The 15,010-nt window shown below is 30.8% G+C and carries 13 protein-coding genes and 7 pseudogenes; 6 read left to right on the top strand and 14 right to left on the bottom strand.

Annotated elements, in window-relative coordinates; translation table 11 throughout:
• Positions 1–504: 504 nt before the first annotated feature.
• Positions 505–1,158: pseudogene (locus RBB48_RS28185) on the top strand (DUF421 domain-containing protein).
• 158 nt (positions 1,159–1,316) lie between these two features.
• Here RBB48_RS28185 and RBB48_RS28180 read toward each other — a convergent pair.
• Positions 1,317–1,576 (bottom strand): annotated as a pseudogene (locus RBB48_RS28180) (sigma-70 family RNA polymerase sigma factor); the annotation flags it as partial.
• Between the two features lie 208 nt (positions 1,577–1,784).
• On the opposite strand from RBB48_RS28180, the gene RBB48_RS28175 reads away from it, so the two are divergent.
• A complete protein-coding gene (locus RBB48_RS28175; RefSeq protein ID WP_139848382.1) occupies positions 1,785–2,060 on the top strand; it encodes a hypothetical protein in 276 nt (91 codons plus the stop codon).
• 348 nt (positions 2,061–2,408) lie between these two features.
• Here the strand turns inward: RBB48_RS28175 and RBB48_RS28170 are convergent, their stop codons facing one another.
• On the bottom strand, positions 2,409–3,593 hold the full coding sequence (locus RBB48_RS28170) for an FtsW/RodA/SpoVE family cell cycle protein (RefSeq protein ID WP_306008509.1): 1,185 nt from the start codon (positions 3,591–3,593) through the stop codon (positions 2,409–2,411).
• A 163-nt stretch (positions 3,594–3,756) separates the two neighbouring features.
• Here RBB48_RS28170 and RBB48_RS28165 point away from each other — a divergent pair.
• Positions 3,757–3,834, top strand: a pseudogene (locus RBB48_RS28165) (IS6 family transposase); the annotation flags it as partial.
• Between the two features lie 170 nt (positions 3,835–4,004).
• On the opposite strand, the gene RBB48_RS28160 reads toward RBB48_RS28165, so the two are convergent.
• The 4 genes and pseudogenes from RBB48_RS28160 to RBB48_RS28150 all read right to left on the bottom strand — a co-directional run.
• Complete coding sequence (locus tag RBB48_RS28160; RefSeq protein ID WP_306008508.1) at positions 4,005–4,661, bottom strand: lysozyme family protein; 657 nt, start codon at positions 4,659–4,661, stop codon at positions 4,005–4,007.
• A gap of 159 nt (positions 4,662–4,820) precedes the next feature.
• Positions 4,821–5,978: an acyltransferase family protein gene (locus RBB48_RS28155; protein ID WP_306008507.1), complete on the bottom strand. Its 1,158-nt coding sequence runs from the start codon at positions 5,976–5,978 to the stop codon at positions 4,821–4,823.
• A gap of 320 nt (positions 5,979–6,298) precedes the next feature.
• Positions 6,299–6,636: pseudogene (locus RBB48_RS31780) on the bottom strand (transglycosylase); the annotation flags it as partial.
• Between the two features lie 63 nt (positions 6,637–6,699).
• Positions 6,700–7,434: pseudogene (locus tag RBB48_RS28150) on the bottom strand (ABC transporter permease); the annotation flags it as partial.
• A 267-nt stretch (positions 7,435–7,701) separates the two neighbouring features.
• Here RBB48_RS28150 and RBB48_RS28145 point away from each other — a divergent pair.
• The 3 genes and pseudogenes from RBB48_RS28145 to RBB48_RS28135 form a co-directional block, all read left to right on the top strand.
• Positions 7,702–9,132, top strand: coding sequence for an IS4 family transposase (locus RBB48_RS28145; protein WP_306008506.1), 1,431 nt, complete (start codon positions 7,702–7,704; stop codon positions 9,130–9,132).
• 340 nt (positions 9,133–9,472) lie between these two features.
• Positions 9,473–9,889: a FosB family fosfomycin resistance bacillithiol transferase gene (fosB, locus tag RBB48_RS28140; RefSeq protein ID WP_306008505.1), complete on the top strand. Its 417-nt coding sequence runs from the start codon at positions 9,473–9,475 to the stop codon at positions 9,887–9,889.
• 142 nt (positions 9,890–10,031) lie between these two features.
• A pseudogene (locus RBB48_RS28135) lies at positions 10,032–10,160 on the top strand (transposase); the annotation flags it as partial.
• Here the strand turns inward: RBB48_RS28135 and RBB48_RS28130 are convergent.
• From RBB48_RS28130 to RBB48_RS28100, 8 genes and pseudogenes are all read right to left on the bottom strand, one after another.
• Positions 10,128–10,388, bottom strand: coding sequence for a DUF4046 domain-containing protein (locus tag RBB48_RS28130; protein ID WP_306008514.1), 261 nt, complete (start codon positions 10,386–10,388; stop codon positions 10,128–10,130). The pseudogene RBB48_RS28135 and the gene RBB48_RS28130 overlap by 33 nt on opposite strands.
• A 204-nt stretch (positions 10,389–10,592) precedes the next feature.
• Positions 10,593–10,865, bottom strand: a complete 273-nt coding sequence (locus RBB48_RS28125) for a hypothetical protein (protein WP_306008504.1) — start codon at positions 10,863–10,865, stop codon at positions 10,593–10,595.
• Positions 10,866–10,885: 20 nt separating this feature from the next.
• Positions 10,886–11,566 carry an autotransporter gene (locus tag RBB48_RS28120; protein ID WP_306008503.1) on the bottom strand — a complete coding sequence of 227 codons (681 nt, stop codon included), beginning with the start codon at positions 11,564–11,566 and terminating at the stop codon, positions 10,886–10,888.
• Positions 11,567–11,723: 157 nt separating this feature from the next.
• Positions 11,724–12,128 carry a GRAM domain-containing protein gene (locus tag RBB48_RS28115; protein WP_306008502.1) on the bottom strand — a complete coding sequence of 135 codons (405 nt, stop codon included), beginning with the start codon at positions 12,126–12,128 and terminating at the stop codon, positions 11,724–11,726.
• A 24-nt stretch (positions 12,129–12,152) separates the two neighbouring features.
• Positions 12,153–12,536 carry a disulfide bond formation protein B gene (locus RBB48_RS31775; protein WP_371878401.1) on the bottom strand — a complete coding sequence of 128 codons (384 nt, stop codon included), beginning with the start codon at positions 12,534–12,536 and terminating at the stop codon, positions 12,153–12,155.
• Between the two features lie 95 nt (positions 12,537–12,631).
• Positions 12,632–13,018 (bottom strand): thioredoxin family protein, encoded by a 387-nt coding sequence (locus tag RBB48_RS28110; RefSeq protein ID WP_097877533.1) that lies wholly within the window; start codon positions 13,016–13,018, stop codon positions 12,632–12,634.
• Positions 13,019–13,251: 233 nt separating this feature from the next.
• Positions 13,252–13,659, bottom strand: a complete 408-nt coding sequence (locus tag RBB48_RS28105) for an ATP-binding cassette domain-containing protein (RefSeq protein ID WP_306008501.1) — start codon at positions 13,657–13,659, stop codon at positions 13,252–13,254.
• 496 nt (positions 13,660–14,155) lie between these two features.
• A pseudogene (locus RBB48_RS28100) lies at positions 14,156–15,004 on the bottom strand (IS4 family transposase); the annotation flags it as partial.
• Positions 15,005–15,010 lie beyond the last annotated feature (6 nt).

Genomic DNA, 15,010 nt, shown 5'->3' with positions numbered 1-15,010 from the left:
CTTTTATATAAGTAATTTAATAAAATCTTATTTAGATAATAAAAAAACAATGCATATCATAACCACTTCTCATTTAATTTAAAAACACCAAAATATATTTTAGGGACGCTCTTAAAATATTAATCCCTGTCGGTACATGATTGTTTTTACGCAAAGATATAACCTGTTTAAAAAGTTGTGATTCTCTGGACAGATGAGAATGAAACAGGATTTTGTAGGTAAAAAACATATCCCGATAATTCAAATCAGTTCATATTTATCTAGTTAATACCCTTTAAGGGAATCCAATCTCTTTTTGATACAGAATATTCAACATCATTATATTTCCTCTTTCATTCATGTTTCTTTTTATCTCTTGAGAAACTTAGCAACAGAATCAAGCGATAAAAAGAAACATGAACTATTACTGCTATTGAACATAATAAATTCTTTTACAATGATACATACTATCCTTATATAGATTGTTATAATACGAACATGCAATCCCAAAAGGAGGAGCTACTTGTGTCTGAACATATAGAGATTATTTCGAGAACTCTGTTATCTTTCTCCATTTTATTTATTGGAGCTAAAATATTAGGAAAGCAAATTATCGCTGAAATGAATACCTTTGATTTTATTGGTGCTATCTCTATCGGAAGTATTATTTCAAATTTGGCATTTAATTAAAATGTAAAAACTCATCATGCAGTTATCGCTTTTCTTATTTTAGTATTTATCATTTTAATGGTTAGTTATATATCCATGAAAAGTCGGATAGGCAGAAAAGTATTTGCTGGAAATCCAACAGTTATTATGGAAAACGGAAAAATTTTAGAAAATAACATGCGAAAAATGCGCTATTCTCTAGATTATTTAAACCAACAATTAAGAGAGAATGGTATTTTTAACATTGAAGAAGTTCTTTATGTCGTAGTTGAAACAAATGGTAGAATATCTGTTTTGAAAAAACCTGAATATCGTACTGTTACAAAACAAGATTTAAATATACCAACGAAAAAAGAGTGTACACTCCCCATTGAGCTAATTATGGATGGAGAAATTATGACAGAAAACCTAAGACAAAACAATCAGACGGAGTTAGAATTACAATGTGAACTAAAAAAACGTAACCTTCGTTACAATGATGTTACGTATGCTGTACTTGCTGCAAATTGAAATATCTATATTGATACATATAAAGATAACATTACTTCTCCAATGGACCAAGAATAGACTATTTCTTTTAAAAACACATGTGAACATATATTTAGCCTATCTTGGAGGAACAAAATCTCCCCATAACAATTTTTTTCTCTCTACAGTTATTTATGTAAACGCCATTGACTAATTTGTTTATAGACAATGCCATTCAACCAAAATAAAAAGGCCTAGATTGATCATATTTTAAGATTGATTTCCATAGTTGAAAGTAAACCTCATTTACAAATTCATTTGTTTCATAACCATTTTTAACTATAGCAAATACGGTGTCATATATTCACTGAATTGTTAAATCAAATATATATTCAAAATCTTCTTCGTCACCGGATAACAGACGGTCTATCCAGTTGCTTATGTTGTCATTACTAGCCAAACAGGCAACCTCCTTAAAATTGATTTCACTATATATAGGACAGTAATCATGATAAAGTTCCAAGTTTGATAAAAAATATATATTTATCATCTCTTTAGAAATATATAGATTACGTTAAGCAATTAGGCTGGTGTAAATTCCAGTTAATCCAATGTTTCCCATTTAAATATGATACAATAGAAAGATATCTAAAGAGGAGGAAAAACAACTGAACTCAAACACAAAACAGTTTATTTATGATATCCAGAAAAGAAAGAACAATTATATGGAAGACGTATTAACAGCAATACAACACCCTAAAAAAGAGCAATCTGTACAGGTCATTCAAAATATAGTAGAGAAGATGGATATGATGATTAGTTTAGTTACTACCTACATGACTATTGAAACAGAATCTATGAAAGAATTAAAAGAACTTCAGGAAGAAATTATTCATGCTCAAGTTTATATTCAAAAACGAAAATTTGAAGAAACACAGAGATAAAACCCTGTGTTTTTATCCAGCAGTCTATGACGCCAATCTTTTATGAATCAAACTAGATGTAATTTGATTCTCAATTTAACTCGCGTTATGGAGTTTTGAGAATCCCTTAGCGTATAAAAACGTTAAAATGTGCGTGCTCCCCCTTTTTAACCTTAAAATTCATTCCAGCAATTCCTTACAACATATATTTATATATACAAATTCTAATTGCAGACAAAGGGAGAAGAATGTTTATTATTCTCCTCCCTCTGTCTATTAACACTACTTGATTATAGCTCTGTAACCTTTTTTATTCATTTCGTGTTATTCTACGAATAGTTTAAGGTATAAGTACTTCTTATTTGATATTTAGTGCTGATTCACTGAAAACATATATTCTTTGTATGTTTTTCGTGTGGATAAAATAAGCCCCATCATTAGCATGTTCGAAAATAAAGAGCTTCCGCCATATGATAAAAATGGAAGTGCAATACCTTTGACAGGCATTAATCCCACAATCATACCGATATTTTGAAAAAATTGTAACATTAGAACGCCTACAATTCCTGCGCATAGTAAGGTACCGAATAAATTATCTGCGGAATTACCAATTATAAGTATTCGGGAAAGCATTAAGAAGAATATACATATTATAAAAGTGGCAACTATAAAACCGCCTTCTTCGGCAATTGTGGCAAAAATGAAATCAGTATGTTTTTCTGGAATATAAACATTTCCAGAACTGAAGCCTTTTCCTTCTATCCCTCCACTACCTACTGCTAAAAGTGCTTGTTGAGTTTGATATCCCTGATCTGTATACTGAAATGGATCTAACCAGCCTAAAATTCGCGATTGTTGGTGGGGCTTTAATAAAGTAACTAACTTATTGAAGAAAATATCTGGATATTTTACGTATATAAATATGAAAGCAGACAATACAGTCATCGGAATCCCTGCAAATAGTATGATTAACTTTTTTTGAATTCCTGACATAAATATAATGCATGCAATGGCTGCTATATATAGGAACACCATTCCCGTATCGGGTTGACTATATACAAGTAACGCAGGTGGAATAGTTATCAAACATATTTTACCAATCAAAAGTAAATCAGTTTGAAATGTCCGTGCCATATACTGTGCATTATGTTTTACGGCTAAACTTGCGGCCAGAAGAATTAAGGCAAGCTTAAAAAATTCAGCTGGTTGAATAGCACCAATAATTGGAAATCTAAACCATCTTTTTGCCCCTAATATTTCAGGTGTAAAACTTGACACTGGTAATACCTTTAAAATGATAATTGAGATGAACCCCACAATATAAATCGACCAAGCTAATTTTTGTAATTGATCTAAATCGATATTGGCAACAATTAATAATAGAACAAAACCTATGGCGTAATTTACCATTTGTTTCATAGCAAAATTTTGGTTACCATATTGCCCGGTTTGCTGACTGCTGTATATTGCAACAATACTGGTGATACATAATATGAATAAAATGAATATTAGTTTCTTATCTAATTTTTTTAAAAAAACTATTTTCCCCACCATTTCAACCCCCTAGACATTGTGGTATTTACTTTTTATAGGAACTATCCTGTTTTTTATGTGTACATTAACATTTATTAATATAATTTTACAATAATAAGGAGATATTGAACATTCTCAAAATTATCCATACTGATGAGGCTACTTTAAAAGGTGACTGATTAGTGTGGATAAGGAAAGTTTATTTAAATGGAGACATTATGAGCCTAATATTATTTTGTTGAACGTGAAATGGTACCTACGGTAAAACCTAAATTCTCGTGACTTGGTGGAGTGCTTTTTAAGTCCTGCCTACTTTGCATGATTCACTCCAAACTCATCTGAACCAGGCATGTAGTCAGACCATTTTTAGAATACGGGTATCACTATGACCTGGTTTAATAAACATCTCACACGAATCTTAAAATTCTTACATTATAATTTTTCTGAATTATTCTTTGAGTTTTTTCGGAGAAGTTCTTCAATAAGCTTTGCTTTTTCATTCACCCTTGTTGCATATGTGAAATCACCATAACAATATGGATACCTAAAATTTTTTTTATTTCCACCACAAGTGTACATCTCTGGATTTTGATCAACTTTCATCTTAGAAAAATTTTTGGCCGAATCTTCCGAGTGTTGTTTAACTTCTTGACTAGCAATAAAATCAATATACCCTGGTCCCATATTATAGCTTTGAATAATTGTCTCCATACTAACATCTTTTTCCGTTCCATATTTGTACATTTGAGCAAAGTGTTTGACCCCTTGTTTAATGCTCAAGCTTGTCTCTTGAATTTCATTTAGCTTTAATCCCAGTGATTCAGAAGACTGCATAGGGTCATTGCCCTCACCTCTACTCTCTTGGTACATAATTCCTAATAAAACTGCTGTTTTACCTTCTAAATTATATTTTTCTAATTCTCTTTTCACGGTTAGCTCATATTGCAATAAACGTTGTTCGGTAGCAATCGCTTTATTTCTTTGAATATTGGTTTTATGCTTAACATAAAATATTACAGACATGGTTCCTAAACCTAAAATACTAAAAAAGAATAATATAATAAATCGTTTTTTAATCGTATGCTTCATACATTACTCCTCCTATAAAAAATTCGTACCTTTTTGGACTCAAAATTATTTTTTTAGGTGTAAAGTTTAATATAGGAATTTTAAGAAAAAACAATCGCCTGAATTGGGGATTTTTCAAGACGGATCATTTTTTGAATCGTTTCCTTCCTCCTACAAGTATTACACTTTTTTTTTGAAATTTTTTGTTCTTTGTTTTGCCCAATTGATACATTTCTTTTCAATTAAATGATACGATACTATAGAACAAAGTATTGTCATTGTAATACATAAGATAAGAAGGAAAAGGATAGGTATTTTTGTATACAAAAGTTTAAATAGTACCATCATGATTGGAAAATGACATAAATAGATACTATATGAAATTTCTCCTAAGTATACAAATACACTCTTATTTAAAATTTCTTTTACCTTTAGATTATTCATGGCCATTATAATCAGTATACTAACACCAATTACGACACCCCAATCTTTTAATAGGAAAGTAGTATCACTACGTGAAATCAGTAAAATTCCAGTAGAGTATAAATATAGAAAGACCCCTAATGCGATAAGAAGATTTCTGTTTAAATTTTTCATATTTCTATATAAGTGGGTAAGTTCTTCCTGATATTTAAAAAGTAACATTCCGACCATAAACATAGATGTGAAATGCAGTGTATCGGCATAACCATTATAAAACCCCTCAGCTTTTCCAATATGGAACATATTAAGGAGAATACTAATTAAAGAAAAGCTCATGGCAAACAGTATCGTTTTCTTCCAACTCTGTTTATAAAATAGAAGGAATAACAAGGGAAACACGATAGATATACGCATTTCTTGAGCTAATGACCAGATAACCGGATTATAATTATCCGTAAAAAAGTTATTAAGAAGTACAAAGTGATTCATAATATCTAATTTTGTTATAGGCCCTTGCCACTTATCATAGAACCAATCTCGTAGTCCCGTAACTTCATAGGATGAAAATAAAGTAAATAAAGCAAAGGTTATGAATATCCAGAAATAATAAAGGATATAGATTCGTACAAATCGCTTAATTAAATATCCCCAATAATTTGTCTTTGAATGATAAAGTGCCATAGATAGCACAAAACCACTGAGTACAAAAAAAATGATTACAGCTTCCCCGCCAGCCCATAAAAACCTAAGAGGCGATAGTTTTATAGAATTAGGCAATGATGGTAGCATTAAACAAAAATGTCCAATTACCACTGTAATAGCTGCTAGTCCTCGTATTGAATCTAATTCGTTTATTCTCTTACTCATACAGTGTTCTCCTTGTAAATTGTAGTTTTTGCTGTTAATAAAGGTCATTTAAACCCTCGATACTACAAAAAAAGCTGTGTATCTTTTGAAGAAATTTTTCATATTTATGCATAAATTATAGAATAAATATAGAAAGAAAAAAGAAATTTTATCTAAAAAATTTTTTAAGATTTTATTAAATTTATTGACTCACATAAACATATTTACGTATTTTAAAAGTTATTTTGCCGTTAATAAAGACCACTATACTAGCGCAGTTGGAGAATTGTACATATTGTGCTCATGTTTCGTTACATTCCTGATATAAACAGTACATAGTCAATCTGTGTATCTTTTGAAGAGAATTTTCGTATTTAATTAAGCATAAATTATAAAATAATAATCTTTAAAAATTTGTATTGTCGTTTAGAAAGCACTTTAAAACTGTTTTCTAAACCCTTGTTATAGTCTGTCTGTTTCTCTGTCCATTGAACACCCTTCTCTCCAGGCCAACTTGAACTATTAATAGATATGTTCCTTTTAAGCTTTTCTGTAAACCACGGTTATATGCACTTGTCATATTAGATATTACAATTTGAGTATTGGTTTCTGCATTGTTCAAATCTTCGTTCGTTCAATCTCTGGGTGCTAATCCACCTCGACCGATTTGAAACACTCCAAGAGATGTGCCCTGATCTCCAACTACATTTGGATCAAACTGGCTTTCAAGGTGCATACGCAAGCATAATTAGTGATTGAGTATACACTTTCAATATTTTGTTTATCTTTATTATGAATATATTTTTGTACATATGCGTTTTATATAGTGATTTCTAATAATAAGGAAGTAAATCATTTGCATACAAATAAAGCTTACTAATACAACAATTGAGCTTTGAACAACGGACATTTCCTTACTTGCTATTTGTCCTAATTGATGCAGAGTTAGAAATGCAAAACTGCTGTGAACCATAGCCACTACAATCGGTAAGAAAAATAGTATCATCATTTGTCTTGTCACGATTTGCCTTAACTCACTTTGGCTTAAACCTAATTTTGAAATCATTTCATACTGCTCTTGATCACGTTCTAAATCAGTAAATAGACGGAAATATAAAAAGCTAAGCGTGAATACGAAAAATACTATTCCCACCATTACACTTGAAATTGAAAGTAATCCATTTTGTTGTTTCAGTTCAAGCCATTTTAAATACAAAGATGAAAAGATATAAAAATCATCTTGACTCGTACCAATGAACTTCATAAGTTTTGTAGTAACTGCACTTGTTTCAGACCAATTTTTAACGATAAAACCGTATATAGTATAATCTCGGAGTACACTTTCTTGTTGAACATTTAGGACCTTACTGTAAACAGCATCAGAGACAATAAGAGGTTTATCAATCTTGGCGAATTCTGTGATATAAATTGTTTTTTGAACAGAAAGTGGAACCTCTAGTTCACCATGTTTTATTTCAACATTTTTTAGTTCCTCTGGACTTTTCTCGTTCTTATTTAGTCGTATACAATTATTCCATGTCTCATAATCATGCAGCTTAATTTAAAAAATCAAAACCCATTAGGGCTTATTTCGTATGCAATCCTTTAAATAATATACAATTAGTCTTTAGAACATAGGGACTATCTCACCTGAAATTGATTTTACATAATCTTAGCTTGATTGTAATGTGGCGGGACCCCACATCCATCAACTTAAGGATTTTGACTATTCTTGAAATTGAAAGTGCGTTACTATTTTCTTATATTAATGAGAAAGGGTGACGTGCTTTTTATGAATATGCATCAAAAACAAGAATTGTCTTTATTTGCCGAAGAGTTGTATAGATATATGTCTCCCGCTACACTTAATCGATTAGCTATAGAAGCTGGCGGAATGAAACGAAAACGTAAGTGCCATGGGCACCATTTTCTATCTTTGTGTGTATGGTTAAATCAACAAATCGCTACTACCTCTCTTACTCAACTTTGTAGTCAATTAGAAACCTCAACAGGGGTTTTGTTAAGTCCAGAGGGACTTAATCGACGCTTTAACTCAGCTTCGGTAGCCTTCTTTCGAACTGTATTTACTACACTTCTACAAGCTAAGATTGGAGGGTTATCTAAGATTTCTCATTCTCTTTCTGCTTACTTTGAGCGCATTCGCATCCTTGATTCTACAACCTTTCAAGTTCCAGATCGATTCGCATCTACTTATCCTGGTGCCGGAGGATGTAGTCATAAAGCTGGTATAAAAATTCAATTAGAGTATGACTTGTTGAGCGGAGAATTTTCTGATGTGAAAATTGAACCAGGAAAACGAAGTGATCAGGCATATGGTGCAACTCGAACAGGCATGATACAAAAGAATGAACTATATATTCGTGACTTAGGATACTTTCGTTTACAGGACTTTAAGTCTATCCAAGATAAGCAAGGATATTATTTATCACGTCTTAAATTACCAACTAAAATATATAGGAAAGAATTCGAAACAGTGGTATTTAAAACAAAACCTGCTCAATTGAGACCCGTATATATACAAATTCATTTAGAAGATATCATGAAACAATTACAACCTGGTCAAGTGTATGAGTTACATGATGTATATGTAGGGAGTAAAGGCAAGTTGCCTACTCGCATTGTGGTTTATAGGTGTACGGAGGAGCAAAAACAGAAACGCTTACGTGATCGAGCTATTCGCGAAAAGAAAAAAGGGATTACATATACAGAGCGTACGAAACTCTTACAAGGAAATACGGTATATATGACAAACATTCCTACGGAATGGGTGCCAAAAGAGAAAATCTATGATTTATATTCATTGCGTTGGCAAATTGAGCTGTTATTTAAAATATGGAAATCTTGGTTTCAAATTCATCGTTGTAAATCTATTAAACAAGAGCGACTAGAATGTCACCTTTATGGACAACTCATTAGTATCCTATTATGTTCTTCTACTATGTTTAAAATGAGAGAACTTCTGTTACGTAAGAAACAGAAAGAGCTAAGTGAATATAAAGCGATGTACATGATTAAAGATTATTTCTTACTTTTTTATCAAGCATTACATAAGAACACCCAAGAATTATCAAAGATTCTTCTTCGTCTGTTTAACCTCCTACAGCGAAACGGACGAAAATCCCACAGATATGAGAAAAAAACGGTCTTTGATATTTTGGGCGTTGTTTATGAGTATACCACTTCAATCCATCAGGTAGCATAGTTATAGTAAAAAAATTGAAACCCATCAGGGTTTATTTGATATGCCTACTTTTATGATATCTATAAAAGATAATAAAAAACTACATGGAAAGATCAGTTTTTGTATAAACATATAGTTTAAGTTGATGGATGTGGGGTACCGCCACATGCCCATCAACTTAAGAATTTTATAATGCCCCAAAACAAAAAAAGTACATTTTAATCTTGGGATGCTAATCTTCTCGTCTTGGAGTAGTTGTTTTCCTTAGCTTGCTGGTGATATGTCTGTACTCCTAGTAGAAAAGCATTTTTTTACTTATAATGGGATATATAACTTAATCAATTAACAAGGAGAATGGAACATGATACAAAGTATTAATCATATTTGTTTTTCAGTTGCAAATCTAGAGAAAGCTATTGAGTTTTATCAAAATATACTTCAAGCGAAATTATTAGTAAAAGGTAGAAAGTTAGCTTATTTTGATTTAAATGGTTTATGGATTGCTCTAAATGTGGAAGAAAGTATACCAAGAAACGAAATTAAATACTCTTACACACATATAGCTTTCACTGTAACAAATAATGAGTTTGATTCTTTAAAAGAAATATTAATTCAAAATCATGTTAATATCTTACCTGGACGTGAGAGAGGTGACCGAGATAAACGGTCTATTTATTTTACAGATCCAGATGGTCACAAGTTTGAGTTTCATACTGGTACTTTACAAGATCGTTTACAATATTATAAAGAGGATAAAAAGCATATGACTTTTTACTGATTAAAAAAGCTAGTAGAATACTAGCTTTTCTCATTTCTGATAGATAGATTTCTTGCGAAATATGTACCTAGAGCAGTATTTCAATTTAAACGTGATACGATAGTTATATATTCGTTTTGCTAGTAAAAGGAGATGGGTGTCGATGAAAAACCACATAAAAGTAAACGTAAAAATCCTTCAAACAAATAAAAAATAGTAACATCTCAAGCAAAAACAAAGAGAACATATTTCTAATCGGTTACGTAGAGAATATACACAGTTTGTAAACACGATAAATCATACAAACAGCACCATCTAATTTGTATTTCTTAATTAGTTTTTTATTCCATCCTTCTTTTAACATATTGTCATCCCAATTAAGGACTATCTCTACTAAATACTTTATTATTCTTTTAACTAAATTTCTGTCTACATCTTCACTCCATGTATATGGTGGAAACTGTTTTCTTTTACCATCTAATAGTTCTTGATAAATATCCTCTATTTTGATTGCACTCAAGAAAACACCCTCTTCTAAAAATTTATGATATTATATCTATTTTACATGAAAAAGGTCTTTCCCCTCAAAGCAACTTTATAAAGATATTTTGCTTTTGATTGCTATACTTTGCGTAGGAATCTTCTCATGAAAAAAAGACACCCCTTTGAGTGCCTTCATCGTAGACCATTTTACCTTTAATAATTAAACTTTAAGCATTTTTTTCTATAGATTTTGATAGTATGTACAATAAAATTTATTTAACTTTAATACAGTATATAGTACTTCTTCCGGATCATTTTTTTCGAGCATTTGTGTTATTGATAAATAATACAACCTAGTATTTAATTGTTTCAATTTCATAGTCATTCTTAAACCTTTCAGTTCATCTAACATTAAATGATATCTTTTAACATCGTCAGGATTACTAGGGGTGTGTTTTTTAATAATATGCTCACAATCTAGAATCAACTTTATAAATTCATAATCAGTTTCCATGATGTCCTCCTAGAAAGATTTCATTGTAGCCAATTGTTATTTACGTTATTAATCCAATATTGAATTGCTCCACCTTTTCTATATTCTTGCACTATATCTGTTCCATTAAGATATTGAGTTTGGGGGGCTGTTAATCCTTTAAGCATTCTAATACCCTTTGGTACTTGAATTTTATATACCGTATTAAGTGGATTTCCCCATGCTTCTAATACGGCTAATTCATTTCTGGTTTCTTCAATACTTCTCGCTTTATCTCCCCACCAATAACCAAGACCATACTTAGACTCTGGTTCTCCAGATTTACTTCTTCTATATAGTACAAGTGGCTGATTGGTCTCCACAATTTCTATTTTCAACTCTTTAAACGCTAAAACATCTGAATTCGTTCCTTTGAAATCAAAATTTAAAAAACCAAAATGACGTATTATTTCTCTCTTTAATGTCGCACGTTCCATTATGCTTAGATTTAAACTATCTATTCTGTCTAAAGTTAGGTTAATCTCTTTAATTGACCAACTATTAAAATCACTATCCTTAATATAACTAATTTTTTCTTCTACATCAGAATTATCATTAAAAACATTAACAATTTGATCAATTTTTTTAAAGTCCGTGTTATTTGTCTCCGCATGTATATTAGACAAGGGGGACAATAATCCAAATAAAACTAAAAGCAGTGCAATAGAAAGATATTTTTTCATATTATGTAATTGGCTCCTAACAATATAATATTTTAAACTTTTAATATACAAAACAAACGGGCTAGATTTTAAGCTTAGCAGCTCATCAGCCCGGTTATAAACCGTTCTTGCTTAGGTAGTTCACATTTAATTCTTTTTTAGTAATGATTAAGATTTACTAGTTTAACATATACTTAACTTTTTCAAAGAATTCTTTTAAACGTACAAACTCCTCTTTATCTCCACGTGTCGAAAAAACATCTTGATCTTCATGGGAAACAGCAATAGCTGGAATCGTTTTAAAAAGGGCAAAAACTTGTTTTTTTTCTTTTATTTCATTAATTTTATGGAAAGGTATCTGTAATGAAATAGGTAGCTTGCCAAACACCTCACTATAAAATAACAATTGTCGTTCTGTATATGCTAAAATCCCTTGCACAGGAGTAGAATTTCCATTTGGTACACCGACTAATCCAGATATACCATTTTGCATTTCATAATAGGTTGTAATCATACCTTGTAAGCTCTCATTGGAAGTCATTTTTTCTTGAAATTCTTTCATTGCGTGTTCTTTTAAACTCATATCAACATCTCCTTAAATTAAAATCTATTTTTGATTTTTTACTAGAAAAGAAATACTAAATAATAATAGAAAAGCTAGCATTGCTAAAAAAGGTATTGTTATAAATTTCAAAAAAACAAAATCAATCGCTGAGCAGTCTTCATACAAATGACAAAAGGCACTCTTTGTTTGTGTGGTTTGTATAATATATTGATATAAAGATATTAATAAGCCTATTCCTGAAAAATACTTGATATACTCATCTGCATTAGAATGTCTTTTAATTAAAGACACAATACAAATAATAAATATAGGGTATAAGCATATCCTTTGATACCAACATAAACTACATGGAACTAAATTCATAATTTCACTTAAAAATAAACTACCTACTGTTCCAATGAACGATACCATTGTCACAAAGAACATATAGTTATTATAACGTATCAATTTCATAATTATCACCCATTTTTCTCCATCTTCTAAATAGAATTACTTATTATTATGATCATTTATAAATTGGTTTAATTTTTTTCTGTAATAATTTGATTGCTTAGACGAGCATCCTCTTTTCCATTCTTGTAGTGAATTAACATTGGAGTAGAATCGATGTTGTGCTCAACAAAATAGTCTTTGTGACTGTTTCTATTCTTAGACATTTCGATACTGTCTATTGTTATGTTTCTCTCTTTTATTACTTTATTCAAAGTTGGTTCTAACTCTTCGCATGCTGGACAACCAGTTCTATAAACATATAAGAAAAACGATTGATTACCATCTAATTTCTCCATATATTTTTCAAAACTCATATCTTTATATTCATGGTTATTATCAACTGATGAACTATACACATATATACCTATTCCAAACGTCATTAAAATTACAATTAAAGATACAATATATTTCTTCACAGATTTACACCTCTATTAAATTCAGATATTCTTTCTTTTGAAAAATCATATATTTGATCATAATAATCAAACAAGCAGGAATTATGATTAATAGAAATTACGATTATATCCATATTTTTTAGGTTCTTCATAATCTTTAATGCATTCTCTTCGTCTACGTTACTTAGCACTTCGTCCAAAATTAAAACATCTGGTTTTTGTAGAATAGCTCTAGCTAAAGAAAGCCTTTGGGATTACCCTAAAGAGAAATTAGACGAATCCTCCATTACTGGGAAATCGTAGCCTTTATTTAGCCCATTAATAAAATCGTGAATACAGGCAGCTTTACATGCATCTACAATTTCATCATCACTAAATACTTTCCCCAAGGCTAAATTTTCCCTTATCGTTCTAGGGATAAAAAAGCGTTTATCATTTATATAGCAAACTTTTTCTCGAAGGGATTTTAAATTTATATCATTTATATCAATATCATTAACATAAATGGTGTTTTTAGGTGTTTCTAGGAACCTAATTAAAAGCTTAGCTAACGTACTCTTTCCTGAACCACTTTTCCCTACAAAACTTACTATTTGATTTTCATTAATTTCAAAGGAGAAATCTTTAAGTAATGGCTCTTCATTCTTATAATTAAAACTCAAATTATCTACTCTAATATTTTTTATGTATCATCTATATTAAGAAAACTTGATGTTTCTTGTAGAGTTGGGGCGGTAGTGGAAGGAATTAAAAGAGGACTAATATCTATTTAATACATGTTAGTATTACTTTATTTGTTACATTGAGGTTAAAAAGTAATATGTGATTATTAGAGGTAAATATAAAAAATTGTATTATATGTTCACTGAATATTTCATCTGATGAATTATTTAAGAGAACGATTTCACATTTATAACATTGTAAAAATATGAAATGTAACACTTTTGGTTCTATAAATGCATCACAAATTGAAATTGTAAGTAACTGTGCTGTGTTTATAAATCAATAATATATTTTAATTCACTCAATATGATGTTATATGTTTTGTATGTTTTAGGAAGCTGAAATCTATTGATATATAAGGGATTATAGCACTTAAACATAACAAAAATGGTTGTAAAGATAACAAATTTGGTTATATGCTATAGGGTACCGCCACATGCCCATTAAACGTTTACTTTTATCCTTCATGACAATGCCTTTTTTCTTTTCATGTATCACTTGGTTTTTCAGGCGTGTTTGCGTTTGATCATTGGTTAAATGATGGATAATGACACATGCTGGAAGCCTCTTATTTTGGTCAATTTATGCCTGGTGGATTTCTATCGTTTCACCAGGGATGAGATCCTACATCACTTGTGTCATATCAAGCTGGATGTATTCTGTTTGCTTGTTTAACGTACTATTATTGAAGTATTCTGGGTCAGGGTTCTTGATATAAATGCGTGTATTCAACTTCAACCGTGAGATATAGTAAGCCTCTTTATCCTGAATGGTTTGTAAGTCTACCAAATCGAAGTAACCTAGGTCACGTAAACACAAATCGCCTGCTTTTACGGTTTCAAGACAGATGGTACTATATGTTTTATCATTATTCTTTCCTGGTCCAAGCTGCACGTTAATGAATTGACCGCTAAGTAAATCATATTCCAATTGAATTTTCATGCCTGCCTTATTACTACTCCCACCTGAACCTTGATAGTCGGTGGCGAATTAACCAGGTAGTTGAAACACTGTTGCATCTAGAATACTTATACGATTGAAAGTAAAGATTATATGTGCAAAAAGTGAGTGATTTGAACAGAGTTTTTGTGTGAGAAGAGAAGTAAAGATTTCTCGAAGAAATGCTACGTGTTGGCTAATCCAAACGCATAAATCGGCCAAATCTCTTGTGTCATACTTACTTTTACGTTTTACGAAACCTTTCTCCCGTAGGAGCTTTTGAAAGGTACTTGGAAATAGATATCGCTGGAGTTCTTTAGCGAATAAATGAAACTCATATTGAATCGATAG

The sequence above is a fragment of the Bacillus sp. MMSF_3353 genome, assembly GCF_030733445.1.
Taxonomy (GTDB): Bacteria; Bacillota; Bacilli; order Bacillales; family Bacillaceae_G; genus Bacillus_A; species Bacillus_A wiedmannii.
Note: the sequence above shows the minus strand (reverse complement) of the source record. Positions and strands in the feature narration are given on the sequence as shown.